Source organism: Phyllobacterium sp. CCNWLW109 (assembly GCF_037203905.1).
GTDB classification, from domain to species: domain Bacteria; phylum Pseudomonadota; class Alphaproteobacteria; order Rhizobiales; family Rhizobiaceae; genus Phyllobacterium; species Phyllobacterium ifriqiyense.
This window is the reverse complement of record NZ_JBBCBK010000004.1, coordinates 671,674-687,207: the sequence shown is the minus strand read 5'-3', so window position 1 is coordinate 687,207 and position 15,534 is coordinate 671,674. Positions and strand designations below refer to the sequence as shown.

Sequence of the window (15,534 nt, the reverse complement as noted above, 5' to 3'; positions counted from 1 at the left end):
TTAAAAAAACGATGCGCTGAAACGGATGGCGCTCAACATCTTCTAGGCGGGGCTCTGTTTTACGCCGCATCAAGTATGAGGCGCCGATAACTTCCAGGAGCCTTTACCCTACCAACGGCAGCTGAAGGCGGCGTCAATTTCATCGCCTCGGTTACCGCGCTCGCCACAGAATTGCTGTTTTGGAGCCAAAAGGAATAACGCAGGCCAGATTGGCGGATGCGCTCTGCTAGATCAACTGCGGCGCGCCAGCGAGCTGCGACCGAACTATAACTGCCTTCTAAAAGAAGTGACGTTATCGACGTTGGCCGCAAATAGAACTCTGGAAAGTATCGCAGATCACGATGAGCATAATCGGTAACGACGGCCGTCAAAGGCCCTCGAATGGCGCAATAATTAAAACTGCCATCTGAATTGGAGGCACCACCATTTATCTCGAAAATCGGCCTGCCGGTTTCATCGCACATCACAACAAAATTATGGCTGGCTATCCCGGCAAAACGTGGGATGGGATATGAGCCAAACAGTATTTGGTAGTTCATCAAGCGCCAACTTTCGAGCCAATTCGGGTGTCGTCACTTATTAGATAAAGCATTTATTTTCAAAGACAACACACGAATTTTCAATCAAATCCCCCTGCGAATTTAGTTAGCCGGCAAATACTTCACTCCAGGTCGATTTTAAACGCTTTTCTACAACCCTTACTGGCATTTCGACCGAAAAAAATATTTCCAAACAGCCTGCTTGTTTGCATCAAAAACAATCATCTTTGTTGGCAAAATTTAGATTGCATCAAACAACGCCCACTTCAATTTCCGAAATCCCGTCCACTCCACCGACCATTTTATCCCCGCGTTGTATTGCTCCAACGCCAGCCGGCGTTCCTGTAAAGATGAGATCTCCGGCTTTAAGACTGAACAATGTCGAGAGATAAGCAACAGTTTCGGGCACTTTCCAAATCATCTGACTGAGATCACCGCGTTGACGTTCAACCCCATTTACGTTGAGCCATATCGCGCCTTTTTCGGGGTGGCCGATTACTGAAGCTGGTACAATCGGTGAACAGGGTGCAGATGATTCGAACGCTTTACCGACCTCCCATGGACGACCGAGTTTTTTCGCTTCTCCTTGCAAGTCACGACGCGTCATATCCAGCCCAACAGCATAGCCGAATACGTGATCAAGGGCTGCATCATTGGCAATGTCGATCCCATCCTTCCCGATAGCAATCACGAGTTCCATTTCGAAATGAACATCGCTCGTCGCCGGTGGATAAGGAAAATCCTGGCCCTGTCTTACGAGCGAGTCTGGATTCTTCTGAAAGAAAAATGGTGGTTCACGATTCGGATCATGACCCATTTCGATTGCATGGTCGGCATAATTGCGCCCAACGCAATATATTCGATGTACAGGGAAAAGTTTGTCCGTGCCGGAAATCTCCAGTCCTGGTTGTGGGACAGGTTCAAAAATATACTCATCGGGCATGATTGTTTTCACCGCTTATTGATCGCTGGACTCTTTCTGGACTAGATCATCCCTACTACATGCTATCAAGACCAGAAAACGTTCATCAAGCCAATGCCACACGTCGCAGCGGGGACTTGCGTCTTTCATGCATCTGAAATTTGATCCGGCGTATCCAGCAGAAATTGCCCAAGCTGACGACGACATTCTGCTCGAACAGGTCCAGCACGCAAGCTTCGCCTATTTTTGGCACGGCGCACACCCGAAGAGCGGCTTGGCGCGGGACAGATCTGGCCGAACGGCTGATCCAGCCAATGACCTCGTAGCGATTGGCGGATCGGGTTTTGCATTTATGGCGATTCTGGTTGCTGTGGAGCGCGACTGGATTTCGCACCGGCAAGCCCGCGAGCGCGTTAATATCATGCTGTCTGCATTGGAACACACCCAAAGATATCGAGGTGTTTTTCCCCATTTCATCAATGGCAACGATGGCTCTACCGTTCCCTTTTCAAGACTGGATGATGGAAGCGACCTTGTTGAGACTTCATTTCTCATTCAAGGGCTGGTTTGTGTAAGGCAATATTTCAACTCTGCCAGCGCCGAAGATCTGGCGATACGAGAGCGTATTAATCGCATCTGGAGAGATGTGCAGTGGAACAGCCACGTAAAACCAGGTCGTAACGTTTTATACTGGCATCATAGTCCGAAATATCGCTTCGCCCGGAATGTGCCAATTCAGGGATGGAACGAAGCACTGGTCACCTATGTTCTGGCAGCCTGCTCTGAAGAATACGGCATTCAATCCGATACTTATCATGATGGATTTGCACGCAACGGAGTATTTCTCAACGGACGTGACTACTATGGTGTAAAATTACCTCTAGGAGCCGACTATGGCGGCCCTCTATTCTTTGCACATTATTCATTTTGTGGATTGGATCCGCGAGGACTGTCCGATCAATATGCGGATTATTGGGAGCAAAATCAAAATCACAGTCGGATCAACTATCTGCATAGTGTCCATAACCCACATGGTTATAAGGGTTATGGCGCCAATTGCTGGGGGCTGACATCGAGCCACGGACCAAAAGGGTATCTAGCCAGTTCACCGGCATCCGATTTCGGGGTGATCGCACCGACGGCTGCTTTAAGCAGCATGCCCTACACACCCAGAGAATCCATGCAGGCACTTCGCCATTTTCTCAGCTTGCCCAACGGCAAGATGACAGGTCGGTTCGGGTTCGTTGACGCATTCTCGCCTGCTACTGAATGGTATGCACGGACTTATCTTGCAATCGATCAGGGGCCCATTATCGCCATGATAGAAAATCATCGGAGCGGCCTGCTTTGGAAGCTGTTCATGAGCGCTCCGGAGATAAAGCACGCATTGCTGAAACTGGGTTTTCAAAGCCCGCATATGGAAAATCCGGGGAACCAAATCACCGCTGAGCCATTGCGTCAGTTCATATAACCAACCAGTTTTCAATTAAGTTCAATTCAATCCAGGGGCCGGTAATGAAAGTTCACGCCGTTTTCAACCGCGATGGCGGCACATTCCGCACGATGGACATGGATCTGTTTACACAGACCGCAAAGGACATTTTCGAAAAGCACGGGCACAGTTTTCAAAGCGAAGTCGTTGCGGGGAAGGATGTTGTAAAAGCCTTGAAACGTGTGGCAACTGAGGCTGGTGCACATGTACTCATGGCTGGCGGCGGTGATGGCACAATTTCCGCGGCGGCCGACATCGCCTGGAAGGCAAAAGTGCCACTTGCAGTGCTGCCTGCCGGCACGATGAACCTGTTCGCACGGGCATTAAAAATTCCATTGGAGCTCAATGCCGCTCTCGAAAGTCTTGCGAGCGGGCAGATCGAAGCAGTGGATATCTCTACTGCCAACGATGAAAGCTTCGTGCACCAGATATCCATCGGTTTTCAACCGCAGATGATCAAATTTCGCAATACGCTCACATATCACTCCCGTTGGGGTAAGCGATTGGCGAGTTTTCGCGCTTTTCTTAAAGCGATGGCCAAGCCACCACGCTTTTCCGTTAGAATGACCGTCGACGGATTTCCCACCGAAAGAACGGTATCGGCGATTTCAGTATCCAATAATCCATACGGTCAGACCATGCTGCCCGTTCCAGATGACGTAAATAAGGGTGAGCTGGGAGTCTATATCGCGGGCAGCCTCACGTCTGGGACACTTATGAAGCTGACTTTGTCGGTTATTACGGGCTCGTGGCGCCGGAATGCAGATGTCGAGGAGGTATTGGCGAAAGAAGTACAACTTCACTTCCCGCACAAGAGAAGAAGCGCCAAGGCAACGATCGATGGAGAACTGATAGCGTTGCCCAAAGACGTGGAAATTAAGATACATGCAGGCCAGCTGAAAGTGCTGGTCCCGCTAAGACCAGATCAGGAACAAGACAGGGCGACTGACGCCGCCCCGCCTCTCTGAAATGATGCTGAGTTAGCTCTTCTTCTTTGACTTTTGCACAGGTGCTGCCTGGACCGCAGTTTTCTTCGCAGCTGCGGCTTCTTCAGCAGCGACCTGATCTGCACTTTTCGGCATGGTATCGACTATCGAACGCACCTTGCCCTTATCGGTAACGGTACACATGGCATCGCGAATATCCGCCCTCAGGCGCACCTGATTTACGCCGCCGCCAATTGGTTCAGCATCCACAGCAGTTATATGATTTTCCGTTAGAAAATATTTCGACGCCGCAGCAGATATGCATGGATCAGCCAGCGCTGCATCAACAGGTGGCCGAACAGGGGCAAAGGTCGGAATGATTGTAGGCCGCATATTCGGTTCGCTCGTCGTGGAACACGCTGCCAAAGGGATAAGAATCGCCAATGGGGCAATCCGGCATAGGATGTTGTTGGGCAGGCGCATTGCTCTCTCCGCAAAAGTCGTCTCGAAGGGTGTTGTATAAGGCGGAAACTATTCGCTTTTTAACAATTGTCGAGTGGCACAACTGCCACAATGGGACTTTATTGCAACATTCATTCAGGAGGGAATGGATAGCATCCAATTCAACACCAGTCGCCAATCGGTCATGCGAATAGGTGTCCCGTGATTACCACTCTCAAATCTGTGAAATTTCACCGGATACGCGGACACCTGCGCTCGAATTTTCCGATAGAATGCCTCTTGATTGCTGATCGAAAACACAGGATCACGACTCCCGTGGCCGAAAAATACGGGAATTCGGCGTTTAAAAGCCGCAGAACTAAAAAACTCGTCGTCCCATAACGAACCGAGCAAGATCAAACCAGATATGTTTTTGGAAGCCGCAGTGTCGTTTGCCAAACGCCAACACAACTGCCCTCCCATCGAACCGCAGGCGACGATCAGCTTCGCTCTGGGTGATTGAGCTTTAAAATAGCTGATGAGACTTGAAATTTCGTTCGCGCCCTTTTCCCCGAAATCGCTAAAATCCGGAGAAAGATACAGCCCGTCATTCTCGTTCAGCAGGTTCTTGAGGCGATTGAAATTACCCCCAAAAGTGTAGTCGTTCATCCCTTGTTGACGGTTGCCGCCCTGACCATGGAGATAAATCACTATAAATGAGGCACCGCCGGTAGCTTTGCCAATCGTCATAACCTTCATCGCACCGGCATCTGTGGTAACCGTCAGATCCTTCTGCGTACGTTTGGACTGCATTGACAGATAGGTCTGCTTGACACGCCGCTCCGGGATTTGGTCGCGTCCGTTAATATCGCGCATTTCATTGTAATTGATGACGACATAATCGCCGTTGTCACCTGTTTTCAAAATTTCCGGATAGGCAAATAAACTATCCTTATATGGAGCGATTTGAGCTGCTGACGCTGGGCCGCAAAAAAATATAATGATCAATGCCGCCAAAAAACCGAGCTTGTTCAATTTCCATCCTTGCCTAGATTGTCGCGAGCGCGAAACGCCTTGATTACACCCCCGATGATCGCAACTGCAATCTCCTGCGGGCCAACAGCACCGATATCCAGACCGATCGGGGCATTGATCGAGCTTATATGATCGTCATTAAATCCCAGCGATTTCAATCGTTCAATGCGTTTTGCATGAGTGGTGCGGCTACCAAGGGCTCCGATGTAAAAACACCCGGCTTTCAGGGCCATTTCCAATGCCGGATCATCAATCTTTGGATCATGTGATAAAACCGCCATGGCGCAATAGCTATCAAGAGGGCGTTCGAGCAGCACGTCATGCGGCCAGTCGGCATAGACCGCCACATCTGGAAAGCGCTCTGGTGTCGCGAATGCGGATCGGGGGTCGATGATCTCCATCTCGTAACCAGCGGCCTTTGCCATTGGAGCAAGTGCTTCGCTGATATGAACGGCACCTATGACAACGAGGCGCGGTGACGGCAGATAGACGTTCAGAAAAAAAGAGCTGCCGTCGATCTCGATAACGCCAGATTGCCCTGTCAAAAATGCTTTCCTGATGGCCTCGCCCAATTTACCAGCTACAGGGTCCGTTTCTTTTACTACCCGATCGCGCCCATCTGTGAGGTCAGTCAAGAGAATTGCGGCGCGACGTTCAAGCCGCTCTTTATTGAGTTTCTTCAGGCAAAAGGGATCCATAGTTAGCCCAGGCGCTCAACGTAAACTTTGATCCGTCCACCACACGACAGTCCCACTTTCCAAGCGGTTTCATCGGCAACTCCAAATTCAAGCATAGCCGGTTGACCGTGGCGGATCACATCGGCAGCTTCTGCGATCACGGCAGCTTCAACGCATCCTCCGGACACGGAACCTTCAAAATTCCCCGAATTATCAATAACCAACTGACTTCCTGCCTGGCGCGGTGACGATCCCCATGTCTCTATGACCGTGGCTATTGCAACATCCCGGCCTTCCAGCATCCAGCGTTCGGCAATGATTAGCGGATCTGGCGGTTGTTGTAGAACCACGGCCTATTCTCCAACGCGATGATAGCCACGGTTGAGGTAGACCAGCGAGTTTTCATAATCGCCCATATTGATAGCGGTCACTTTGCCATAAATTACGTAGTGGGTGGCGACTTCATGGGTATCGATAATCCGACAATCGAAACTTGCAAGCGCATCTACCAATACGGGGGCGCCAGTTTGCGCCGTATGCCAGTTTCCAAGTGCGAATCTGTCAGCCTGTGAGAGATCACCCTTGCCTGAAAACGCTTCCGACAGCGCTTGCTGCCTATAAGACAGCGTATTCAAGGCGAAGACCTGATTTTCGATAAAGAGATGATTGAACTCATGCTTGCGGTTTAGGCAAACGAGCATGGTCGCAGGGTCGTCAGATACCGAACAGACAGCCGATATTGTTACGCCGCGACGCCCGGCTGGGCCATCAGTGGTCAGGATATGGACGGCTTCAGCAAAATGGCTCATCGCATTGCGAAACGCGAGGGGCTCTATCTTCTGGTCTTTGGCGATAAACACAGTACTTTTTCCATTTGTCCTCGCATCACTACCGCAAGATGTATCATTTATATAGGGTCGGATTGCACTAAGTGAAGGAAACAGTTACCGAAAACAGGCTATTGGTTACAGATACGAGGAAACGGCAATTTTTCGATGACTTTACTGATCCGCGCGACAACCTTCGCCCTTGGCTTGGTTTTCTGCACTACCGCATATGCCGAAGACAAAATTGGTGTTGTCGCGCCAATCTCGGGCACGTTTTCGCGCTTGGGCAATCAGTTGGTGGACGGCGCTGCAATAGCAATCGCATCAGACAAAAGCGGGCAAGGGGCATCGATAGTAACCGCTGACGACACTTGTACGGCAACGGGCGGCGCTGAGGCTGCGAAACAACTGCTTCAATCGGATGTGCTGATTGTCGTGGGATTTCTATGTACAGAAGCGCTTGAGGCCGCTTTGCCCATTCTTGGTCAAAAAGGTATCGCAATCATCACGCCAGCTATACGTTCGCAAACGCTGACGGAGCTACGAACCGACCAACGCTATCCTGTTTTCAGGCTTGCTCCTTCAAACCGGAATGAAGTGAACGAAACCAGCGCCATACTTTCTGACCGTTGGCGTTCCACGCCCTTTGCCATAATTGATGACGGAACAATCTTCGGGCGTGAGCTAACCTCCGGTATTCGTGCACGGCTTGAAGAGAAAGGCCTAAAGCCGGTATTTTCAGATACGTACAGGCCGGGCCTCGACAACCAGAATGCCCTCGTCGGACGCCTCAAACGCGCTGGTGCCACTCAGGTGTTCGTTGGTGGGGAACGTGATGATGTCGCAGCAATTGGTCGTAGCGCCGCGATATTGGATTACCCCTTGACGATTATCGGAAGTGAGGCGCTAAACGCCTTAGGCCATGAAAATGACCTTGCAGTGGGTACGCTCATGATCGCGCCCCGTGCACCGCAAACATTGGAGAGCGCTCGCGCCGCCAAGAACGCCATTGAGCTCGCAGGCAAAGTTCCAGAGGGCTATACGATCGCTGCCTATGCCGCCGGAGAAGTTGCTTTGGGCGTGCTGCAAGCCGCAAAGTCTCAGGCGGGTTCAATTAACGAGCTGCTCCGCAAAACTACTTTTGAAACAGCGCTCGGACCTGTGCAGTTCGATGCTGCGGGCGAACGTATTGCCGACACTTATCGCTTGCAAAAATACGATGGAAAACAATTTGTTCCGGAGACCAATTAATGGCACTGCGGGCCGGAGCTCTCAATCTCATTACCGATGTTGGCGGCCTTAAGGTCGGCAATGCTTCAAGCGAACATGTGAAGTCCGGCTGCACCGTCATACTTTGCGACACACCGGCAACAGCAGCAGTCCAAATACTTGGCGGAGCGCCTGGCACGCGTGAAACGGATTTGCTGGAGCCGCATAATACGGTTGAAGCCATTAACGCACTTGTTTTGTCTGGCGGCTCGGCTTTCGGACTTGATGCCGCATCGGGTGTTCAAGCGGCGTTGCGCGAAATGGAAGTGGGTTTTGAAGTCGGCACTCAAAGGATACCCATTGTTCCTGGAGCAATCCTTTTCGATATGCTCAATGGCGGCGACAAGAATTGGGGCCGGTATCCACCTTATCGCGAAATGGGATATGACGCCGTGCATTCTGCTTCGAGGGACTTTGCTCTTGGCACGATGGGCGCCGGAACAGGAGCAACAGTTGCCGGGCTGAAAGGTGGTTTGGGCTCAGCATCGGCTGCACTGGACAACGGAACAACCATCGGTGCTCTTGTTGCCGTCAATGCGCTAGGCATGGTTACCGTCGGAAATACACGGCATTTCTGGGCTTCTCCATTTGAAATTGCCGAGGAATTCGGAGGCCTTGGCCTGCCCTATCCTCTCCCCGGCGAAGCCGCTGATATCCGTACGAAATTCAGTGATGCAGAACACAACGCCAACACAACAATCGGCGTCATTGCCACAGACCTCATACTTACCAAAGCTCAGGCCAAGCGTTTGGCTATAGCCGCTCATGATGGTTTTTCCCGCGCGATATGGCCATCCCATACACCGTTCGATGGCGATCTTATCTTCGCTCTTGCTACAGGAACAGCGGGCAGAGCGCCGGAAATCGGGGAGTTCATTGAACTTTGTGCAACCGCAGCCTCCACAATGGCGAGGGCTGTGGCACGCGGTGTCTATGCCGCCACCCCGGGCGATAATGATCCCCACCCTGTCTGGAGTTCTCTGAGCTAAGCTTGTGCGGTAAAGCTGCACATGATAGGTCCGCGCCAACCATTTCCCTATCCGGAGACTACCATGAGCCGTCCGCTCGTTATCGCCCCGTCCATTCTGGCATCGGATTTTTCCAAGCTTGGCTCAGAGATAACCTCCGTGCTGAACGCTGGTGCAGACTGGATACATATTGATGTCATGGACGGACATTTCGTGCCCAATATCACCTTCGGCCCGGATGTTGTGAAAGCGATCCGGCCTCTGACCGATGCGGTGTTCGACACGCATTTGATGATCGCCCCATGCGACCCATATATTGAAGCCTTTGCCAAGGCGGGTTCAGATATCATTACGGTTCACGCGGAAGCAGGACCACATTTGCATCGTTCCTTACAAGCCATTCGCACCTTTGGGAAAAAAGCTGGCGTTGCGATCAACCCCGCTACGCCCGAATCCGCAATCGAATATGTTCTCGATAATGTTGATCTAATTCTGGTGATGACTGTCAATCCGGGCTTTGGCGGACAGAAATTTATCGCTGAAATGCAGGATAAATTGAGGAAAATCAAAACGATGATAGGCGGCCGGCCTATCGATATCGAAGTCGATGGCGGTATTACGGCAGAAACAGCGCCATTGGCGGTCGCCGCCGGAGCCAATGCGCTTGTTGCAGGTTCAGCAGTTTATAAAGGCGGGACAGAAGCGCATTATAAAGCTAATATCGACCTGATACGGAGCTCGATCAAAAAGGGATCGTAATGCCACACCGCCAATTACCGAGATTGAGTCTGTTGGCCGTAATGGTTACGATGCCAAACATGGCTCAGGCTGGCGATGCAGCAAAGCTTGATATTATTGGTTTTTCCAAAGATGGCGGCATTTTCGCCTTTGAAGAATATGGCATACAGGATGGCTCGGGCTTTCCATATGCAAACCGGTTCTATATCGACACAGCCACTGACAAATTTCTTGCAAAAACGCCGGTACGTATAAGGCTGGACGACGAGAATTCGTCCGTCGAAAAGGCTCGCAGCAAGGCGGAACAGGACGGTCAAAATCTGACATTTTTGCCTGATACCGAGCTACGCAAAAACGCTGGTCATACGGTTGCATTCAATCCCGTAACAGAGCTTTCTTCCGATCCATTCAAGGTGATCGTCAACCCAAGACCGGTCTTTCCGGCACTTGATACCAGCCTGATAATTACACTTCAGGAGATCCCTGCCCCCGCCAGTGAAACATGCAATAAAATGGGTGAAATCAAAGGGTTCCGGCTTACGCTTGCTGAGGATAAGCCTGACGCCAAGCCCGAATTATTGCATGAAGACCAAGCTATTCCCACCAGTCGCGGTTGCCCTCTCGGCTATAGTATCGGCGCTGTCCAGACCTTTTATCCGGACAATGGCAAGCCTGTTGTTGCTGTCATGATTTCGGTCCGCGGCGTCGGTTTTGAGGGCCCTGATTACAGATGGCTGGCGGTGACGAAACAGCCATAATCCACACCAACCAATGCCAGCCGCAAACTGGCATTGAGTGATGCGCCCCGGTCTGATAGACCGCACAGAAATCCAAGACACACCCGCCGACAGGAAAACATATGATCCCGCGCTATTCGCGGCCCGAGATGGTCGCAATCTGGTCTCCCGAGACAAAATTCCGTATCTGGTTTGAAATCGAGGCACACGCCTGCGACGCACTTGCCGAGCTGGGCGTGATCCCGAAAGAAGCTGCAAAAACGATCTGGGAAAAAGGCGGCGCGGCGACATTCGACATTGATCGCATCGATGAAATCGAGCGCGAGACAAAGCACGATGTCATTGCTTTCCTTACACATTTGTCCGAAATCGTCGGACCGGATGCGCGTTTCGTGCACCAAGGAATGACCTCATCTGACGTTCTCGACACCTGCTTCAATGTGCAACTCATGCGTGCCAGCGATATCCTTCTGGATGACCTGGATCGGCTATTGGCAGCCTTGAAAGTTCGCGCTTTCGAGCACAAGGATACAGTCACGATCGGTCGCAGCCACGGCATTCACGCCGAACCGACAACCTTCGGCGTAAAGCTGGCTCAGGCCTATGCGGAATTCGAAAGATGCCGCAACAGACTGGTGGCTGCCCGTGAGGAGATTGCAACCTGCGCCATTTCCGGCGCTGTCGGAACTTTCGCCAATATCGACCCACGCGTCGAAGAACACGTGGCTAAAGCATTGGGAATGCAGGCAGAACCAGTTTCCACGCAGGTTATTCCGCGCGACCGTCACGCCATGTATTTTGCAACCTTGGGTGTAATTGCTTCTTCGGTTGAGCGTTTGTCGGTCGAAATACGCCATTTGCAACGCACGGAAGTATTGGAAGCGGAAGAGTATTTTTCACCCGGGCAAAAAGGCTCTTCGGCCATGCCGCATAAGCGGAACCCAGTTCTAACCGAGAACATGACCGGCCTCGCCCGCATGGTTCGCGCCTTCGCACTTCCTGCAATGGAAAATGTGGCGCTTTGGCACGAACGCGATATTTCACACTCATCGGTTGAGCGCATGATCGGTCCGGATGCGACAATCACCCTGGATTTCGCCTTGGCCCGCATGGTTGGCGTGATCGAAAAGCTGCTGGTCTATCCAGATAACATGTTGAAAAACATGAATAAATTCCGTGGCCTGATTCATTCTCAGCGCGTATTGCTTGCGCTGACGCAGGCCGGCGTTTCGCGTGAAGACTCCTATCGCCTCGTCCAACGCAATGCGATGAAAGTGTGGGAACACGGCGCAGATTTCCTTGAAGAACTGCTGGCCGATGCTGATGTTCGAGCTTCTCTTCCGGAGGAAGTCATTCGCGAGAAGTTTGACCTCGGTTATCATACGAAACATGTCGATACGATTTTTAACCGGGTGTTTGGCTCAACCAACAACAACTAAATTGAAGCTTCCGATTGAAAAAATGCAGCAAAATTTGCCCATTCTTCAGCAAGATTTCAGAAATCTCGCGCAATATCCCGGAAGAATTTCAATTTGACTGGTGGAAAAAGGCCTTTTGGCTAGCAAAAACGGCATAAATACTGAAAATAACAAAAAAAGAGGAATTGAACGATCGTTCAATTCCTCTTTTTCATTCAAGCCAAGAATTGGACAAGACGAGCGCTCAACCATCACGGCCTTCAATCCCAAAAGGACCGTTCAACTTCGCGGCGAGCTTCGCGTTTTGAAATGCCGATATCCCGAAGTTGATCATCAGTCAGTTCACTGAGATGAATGCGGGTTCTCCGCTTCATCATAGCCAAGCTGAACCAGTTGAGCGCTGCCGAAACCCGATTGAATAGGCTATGGCGCGGCTCAACGAACTCGTTTGTCTTGCAACAGGCATCAATTGTGTCAATTGTACTCATTTTTATCACCTTTCAAGTCGAAATTGACTCGAACATTGTTCGATACTCTAATGAATTGACTCCGTTTGAATCGCAATATATTCATTGTCACCATGACAAATTGGCTTCCGAACCTCGAAACTGACATTGAACCCCAACAACGCCGCGGCCCGCTCTATATGCGGCTGGCAAACCGGATTGAATCCGACATAGCGCAAGGGGTTCTTCCGCCCGGCACCAAGCTGCCGCCGCAACGCAATCTCGCCTTCGATATTGGCGTGACGATCGGCACGGTGGGCCGCGCTTATAATCTCATTCGCGAACGAGGATTGGTCACGGGAGAAGTCGGGCGAGGCACCTATGTCACCAGCCACAAGGATGTTCCACTGGTGGAGCGTTCAAATCAGTCTACGCCCTTTGGCGGAACGCGCGGCGCAATTATTGAGCCGGGTAATATCCGCCTCGACTCGACCGCTGCCATTGATGTCGGCCAATCTGAGTCGATAGAACGGTTGCTGCAAAACATTGTGCGACAATACCCCCGCGAGGTAACCAGCTATTCCCGCACCCTGCCCCAAGGCTGGCTTGAGGCTGGAAGCAAATGGCTCTCAACCGCAGATTGGGCGCCAGAGCCCGCATCAATCGTGCCAACACTTGGTGCCCATTCGGCAATTCTTGCGATCATTGCAGCGGTCACTGCCCCCGGTGACAAAATCGCTTTTGAGGATCTGACCTATTGTTCTGCCGCGCGCAGCGTCAATCTCATGGGGCGACGCAGCATCATCATGCACACACAGGCCGGATATGCGACACCAGACGATTTTGAGCGGCTTTGTGCGCAACAACACCCGAAACTCGTCTTCCTCATGCCCTCACTGCATAATCCTACAGCGACAAGCATGCCTGAGGACTATCGCCACGCATTTGCCGATATCGCGCGCCGCTATAATGTCTGGATCATTGAAGATGATTTATATGGTTCGGTGATGAAGCGTGAACTTACAGCTATCGCGCGTCTGGCGCCGGAGCGCACATTTTACATTGGCGGCCTATCTAAATCGGTCGCAGCCGGCGTGCGCGGCGGCTGGGTGGCCTGCCCGCCAAACCTGGCGACCCGCGTTTACACCGCCCATAAAATGCTTACCGGCGGAATGCCGTTCACTATGGCGGAACTTGGCGCACAATTGGTCAATTCAGGTGAAGCGGATATAATCCGCAACAAGGTTTGCGAAGAGATCCAAGCTCGTGAAGCAATTGCGCGCAGCATATTTGCGGGATTGGATTTCAACTCACAGCCGCTTGCAACATTTCTCTGGGTAAAACTTCCCGATCCCTGGCTTTCTGCGACATTCAAGAATGCCGCCCTCAATGAAGGCGTGCTGATTGATGACGAGGATGAATTCAAGCCCGGCCGTACGGAAAAGACCTTTCATCGCGTGCGGCTTGGGATAACAGTGCCTGCAACCCGTGAGGAACTGACCCAAGGGTTTTCAATCGTCCGCCGCCTGATGGACACGGATAATGCGAGTTATGACAGCTATTCGTGAAGCCGTGCGGGATACTCGCATGGCTTTCATTAAGGTCTTTAAAGGCGCGCTCAGTTGAGTTCTTGCGCTAGTCCGATGAGAAGTCCTTCAGGACCGCGTATGTAGCAGAGCCGGTATATCTCTTTATATTGCACGACTTCACCTACGAGCTGCGCGCCGCGTTTATAGAGCCGTTCAAGCGTCTCATCGATGTCATCCACGGTGAACATGGCGCGAAGGTAGCCCAAGGCGTTTACCGGAGCATTGCGGTGGTCCGCGACAACAGCCGGTGCGAGGAAGCGGGATAATTCGAGCCGGCTGTGCCCGTCAGGCGTACGCATCATGGCAATCTCGACGTGCTGATCGCCGAGCCCTGTCACACGCCCTGCCCATTCTCCTTCGATCGTGGCCCGACCTTCAAACTCAAGGCCAAGCTCAGTAAAGAATTCAATCGTCTCTTCGAGGTCCTCGACGACGATTCCTACATTGTCCATCCGTTTGAGCGCCATGGGCCCAAGCTACCCAATCTGCAAGGTGCCGTCCAGCCCAACAACGAACACGTCATTCAACAGTGCTCGCGGGCAAGCCTATAAGTATTCAAGGATTTTCAATCGCCCTCATCAGGCAAACTTGTCTGTCTCTCCGCGCTCAGAGGGATGCAAATTATCCAACAGCATGTCGAGAAAAGCGCGGACCGCGACAGGCAAAGTGCGATCTTCCATTGTCAGTATATGCAATACGCTGTCAGTCATAACCTCGTCATCAACTGGAACAGCGATAAAGTCCCCCATGTCCGTACGCCCGGGCGTACGGATTGCACTGGTAAAATGTATGCAGTCGGCAGCGTCAGAAAAGCGTCGCAAGGCTGAAATGCAGTTGGTGGACATGACAGGCTCCACGACAAGCCCTTGCATGGCAAAAGCTGCATCGATCAGATGGCGCTGTGTTCGCCCCTTGTCCGGCAAGGCAACAGGATAGTTCAGCGTCTGTGTCATGGTCACGGATTCGAGGCTCGCAAGCGGGAGATGTTTTGGAATCAACGCGTGCATCGGACGGCGGACAACCTGCTCGATTTTTACGCCGCGAGGCGGCGCCAGATTAAAGGTCGTACCTATATCGGCCTCGCCGTCTTGAATGAGTTGCGCCACTTCCACCGAGTTTCCAACCCACAGATGAAAGGTTACGCCGGGAAAGCGCTTGCGGAATTCGGCAATGGCTTCGGAAAGAATATCGACGGCAAAGCCTTCATAGCTGGCCAGACGCACAAATCCCCGATCCGGCACCTGCAATGCTTTGATCTCGGCGGTGACGCGTTCAGCATCAAGCATGGTTCGCCGTGCATGAGCAGACAGAACCTCGCCCGCCGCGCTCGGAACCATGCCGCGCGGCCGTCTCTCGAACAATTCGACACCCAATTCCCGCTCCAGCTTGGCAATTTGCCTGCTGATTGCAGAGCTTGCAACATTAAGCCGGTAGGATGCATCGGCAATTGAACCCGACTTTACGACCTCGAGAAAGTAACGAAGTGACGTGCTTTGCATGGCGTTCCTGC

At 51.8% G+C, this 15,534-nt stretch carries 18 protein-coding genes; 8 read left to right on the top strand and 10 right to left on the bottom strand.

What is annotated here, in order from left to right:
- Positions 1-59: 59 nt before the first annotated feature.
- Entirely contained in the window at positions 60-539 is a 480-nt protein-coding gene (locus V9K92_RS18780) for a hypothetical protein (RefSeq protein ID WP_115052791.1), read from the bottom strand.
- A 250-nt stretch (positions 540-789) separates the two neighbouring features.
- Complete coding sequence (locus tag V9K92_RS18775; protein ID WP_337354647.1) at positions 790-1,482, bottom strand: fumarylacetoacetate hydrolase family protein; 693 nt, start codon at positions 1,480-1,482, stop codon at positions 790-792.
- A 400-nt stretch (positions 1,483-1,882) separates the two neighbouring features.
- Between V9K92_RS18775 and V9K92_RS18770 the strand changes: the two genes are divergently transcribed.
- Together V9K92_RS18770 and V9K92_RS18765 are read left to right on the top strand one after the other, a co-directional pair.
- Positions 1,883-2,932 (top strand): glucoamylase family protein, encoded by a 1,050-nt coding sequence (locus V9K92_RS18770; protein WP_337354646.1) that lies wholly within the window; start codon positions 1,883-1,885, stop codon positions 2,930-2,932.
- 44 nt (positions 2,933-2,976) lie between these two features.
- Positions 2,977-3,921 carry a diacylglycerol/lipid kinase family protein gene (locus V9K92_RS18765; protein ID WP_337354645.1) on the top strand — a complete coding sequence of 315 codons (945 nt, stop codon included), beginning with the start codon at positions 2,977-2,979 and terminating at the stop codon, positions 3,919-3,921.
- A 12-nt stretch (positions 3,922-3,933) separates the two neighbouring features.
- Here V9K92_RS18765 and V9K92_RS18760 read toward each other — a convergent pair whose 3' ends face one another.
- The 5 genes from V9K92_RS18760 to V9K92_RS18740 all read right to left on the bottom strand — a co-directional run bounded on the left by V9K92_RS18760 (position 3,934) and on the right by V9K92_RS18740 (position 6,841).
- Complete coding sequence (locus tag V9K92_RS18760) at positions 3,934-4,362, bottom strand: hypothetical protein (protein WP_337354644.1); 429 nt, start codon at positions 4,360-4,362, stop codon at positions 3,934-3,936.
- A 114-nt stretch (positions 4,363-4,476) separates the two neighbouring features.
- Positions 4,477-5,355 carry an alpha/beta hydrolase gene (locus V9K92_RS18755; RefSeq protein ID WP_443094475.1) on the bottom strand — a complete coding sequence of 293 codons (879 nt, stop codon included), beginning with the start codon at positions 5,353-5,355 and terminating at the stop codon, positions 4,477-4,479.
- Positions 5,352-6,053: an XdhC family protein gene (locus V9K92_RS18750; protein WP_337354643.1), complete on the bottom strand. Its 702-nt coding sequence runs from the start codon at positions 6,051-6,053 to the stop codon at positions 5,352-5,354. The genes V9K92_RS18755 and V9K92_RS18750 overlap by 4 nt, the downstream gene beginning before the upstream one ends.
- Positions 6,054-6,055: 2 nt before the next feature.
- Positions 6,056-6,334 carry an XdhC family protein gene (locus tag V9K92_RS18745; protein WP_337354793.1) on the bottom strand — a complete coding sequence of 93 codons (279 nt, stop codon included), beginning with the start codon at positions 6,332-6,334 and terminating at the stop codon, positions 6,056-6,058.
- Positions 6,335-6,385: 51 nt separating this feature from the next.
- Positions 6,386-6,841, bottom strand: a complete 456-nt coding sequence (locus tag V9K92_RS18740; protein WP_307286584.1) for a flavin reductase — start codon at positions 6,839-6,841, stop codon at positions 6,386-6,388.
- 186 nt (positions 6,842-7,027) lie between these two features.
- On the opposite strand from V9K92_RS18740, the gene V9K92_RS18735 reads away from it, so the two are divergent.
- The 5 genes from V9K92_RS18735 to purB all read left to right on the top strand — a co-directional run bounded on the left by V9K92_RS18735 (position 7,028) and on the right by purB (position 12,010).
- The gene (locus V9K92_RS18735) at positions 7,028-8,110 is read left to right on the top strand and encodes a branched-chain amino acid ABC transporter substrate-binding protein (RefSeq protein WP_337354642.1); all 1,083 of its coding nucleotides are present in this window, start codon (positions 7,028-7,030) and stop codon (positions 8,108-8,110) included.
- Positions 8,110-9,117, top strand: a complete 1,008-nt coding sequence (locus V9K92_RS18730) for a P1 family peptidase (RefSeq protein WP_337354641.1) — start codon at positions 8,110-8,112, stop codon at positions 9,115-9,117. The genes V9K92_RS18735 and V9K92_RS18730 overlap by 1 nt, the downstream gene beginning before the upstream one ends.
- A gap of 63 nt (positions 9,118-9,180) precedes the next feature.
- A complete protein-coding gene (rpe, locus tag V9K92_RS18725) occupies positions 9,181-9,855 on the top strand; it encodes a ribulose-phosphate 3-epimerase (RefSeq protein WP_307285621.1) in 675 nt (224 codons plus the stop codon).
- 59 nt (positions 9,856-9,914) lie between these two features.
- A complete protein-coding gene (locus tag V9K92_RS18720; protein WP_337354640.1) occupies positions 9,915-10,592 on the top strand; it encodes a DUF2259 domain-containing protein in 678 nt (225 codons plus the stop codon).
- A 101-nt stretch (positions 10,593-10,693) separates the two neighbouring features.
- Positions 10,694-12,010, top strand: a complete 1,317-nt coding sequence (gene purB / locus V9K92_RS18715) for an adenylosuccinate lyase (RefSeq protein WP_115052779.1) — start codon at positions 10,694-10,696, stop codon at positions 12,008-12,010.
- 239 nt (positions 12,011-12,249) lie between these two features.
- Here the strand turns inward: purB and V9K92_RS18710 are convergent, their stop codons facing one another.
- Complete coding sequence (locus V9K92_RS18710) at positions 12,250-12,477, bottom strand: DUF1127 domain-containing protein (protein ID WP_115052778.1); 228 nt, start codon at positions 12,475-12,477, stop codon at positions 12,250-12,252.
- 92 nt (positions 12,478-12,569) lie between these two features.
- Between V9K92_RS18710 and V9K92_RS18705 the strand changes: the two genes are divergently transcribed.
- Positions 12,570-14,003, top strand: a complete 1,434-nt coding sequence (locus tag V9K92_RS18705; RefSeq protein WP_337354639.1) for an aminotransferase-like domain-containing protein — start codon at positions 12,570-12,572, stop codon at positions 14,001-14,003.
- 50 nt (positions 14,004-14,053) lie between these two features.
- Here V9K92_RS18705 and V9K92_RS18700 read toward each other — a convergent pair whose 3' ends face one another.
- Together V9K92_RS18700 and V9K92_RS18695 are read right to left on the bottom strand one after the other, a co-directional pair.
- Positions 14,054-14,491: a VOC family protein gene (locus V9K92_RS18700; RefSeq protein ID WP_115052777.1), complete on the bottom strand. Its 438-nt coding sequence runs from the start codon at positions 14,489-14,491 to the stop codon at positions 14,054-14,056.
- A 111-nt stretch (positions 14,492-14,602) separates the two neighbouring features.
- Positions 14,603-15,523, bottom strand: a complete 921-nt coding sequence (locus V9K92_RS18695; protein ID WP_115052776.1) for a LysR family transcriptional regulator — start codon at positions 15,521-15,523, stop codon at positions 14,603-14,605.
- Positions 15,524-15,534: the final 11 nt, after the last annotated feature.

Coding starts and splice junctions, on each gene's coding strand:
- purB (WP_115052779.1), top strand. CDS start 10,694: ATGATCCCGCGCTATTCGCGGCCCGAGATGGTCGCAATCTGGTCTCCC.
- V9K92_RS18765 (WP_337354645.1), top strand. CDS start 2,977: ATGAAAGTTCACGCCGTTTTCAACCGCGATGGCGGCACATTCCGCACG.
- V9K92_RS18710 (WP_115052778.1), bottom strand. CDS start 12,477: ATGAGTACAATTGACACAATTGATGCCTGTTGCAAGACAAACGAGTTC.
- V9K92_RS18745 (WP_337354793.1), bottom strand. CDS start 6,334: ATGCTGGAAGGCCGGGATGTTGCAATAGCCACGGTCATAGAGACATGG.
- V9K92_RS18760 (WP_337354644.1), bottom strand. CDS start 4,362: ATGCGCCTGCCCAACAACATCCTATGCCGGATTGCCCCATTGGCGATT.
- rpe (WP_307285621.1), top strand. CDS start 9,181: ATGAGCCGTCCGCTCGTTATCGCCCCGTCCATTCTGGCATCGGATTTT.
- V9K92_RS18780 (WP_115052791.1), bottom strand. CDS start 539: ATGAACTACCAAATACTGTTTGGCTCATATCCCATCCCACGTTTTGCC.
- V9K92_RS18735 (WP_337354642.1), top strand. CDS start 7,028: ATGACTTTACTGATCCGCGCGACAACCTTCGCCCTTGGCTTGGTTTTC.
- V9K92_RS18695 (WP_115052776.1), bottom strand. CDS start 15,523: ATGCAAAGCACGTCACTTCGTTACTTTCTCGAGGTCGTAAAGTCGGGT.
- V9K92_RS18740 (WP_307286584.1), bottom strand. CDS start 6,841: ATGAGCCATTTTGCTGAAGCCGTCCATATCCTGACCACTGATGGCCCA.
- V9K92_RS18730 (WP_337354641.1), top strand. CDS start 8,110: ATGGCACTGCGGGCCGGAGCTCTCAATCTCATTACCGATGTTGGCGGC.
- V9K92_RS18770 (WP_337354646.1), top strand. CDS start 1,883: ATGCTGTCTGCATTGGAACACACCCAAAGATATCGAGGTGTTTTTCCC.
- V9K92_RS18750 (WP_337354643.1), bottom strand. CDS start 6,053: ATGGATCCCTTTTGCCTGAAGAAACTCAATAAAGAGCGGCTTGAACGT.
- V9K92_RS18705 (WP_337354639.1), top strand. CDS start 12,570: ATGACAAATTGGCTTCCGAACCTCGAAACTGACATTGAACCCCAACAA.
- V9K92_RS18775 (WP_337354647.1), bottom strand. CDS start 1,482: ATGCCCGATGAGTATATTTTTGAACCTGTCCCACAACCAGGACTGGAG.
- V9K92_RS18700 (WP_115052777.1), bottom strand. CDS start 14,491: ATGGCGCTCAAACGGATGGACAATGTAGGAATCGTCGTCGAGGACCTC.
- V9K92_RS18720 (WP_337354640.1), top strand. CDS start 9,915: ATGGCTCAGGCTGGCGATGCAGCAAAGCTTGATATTATTGGTTTTTCC.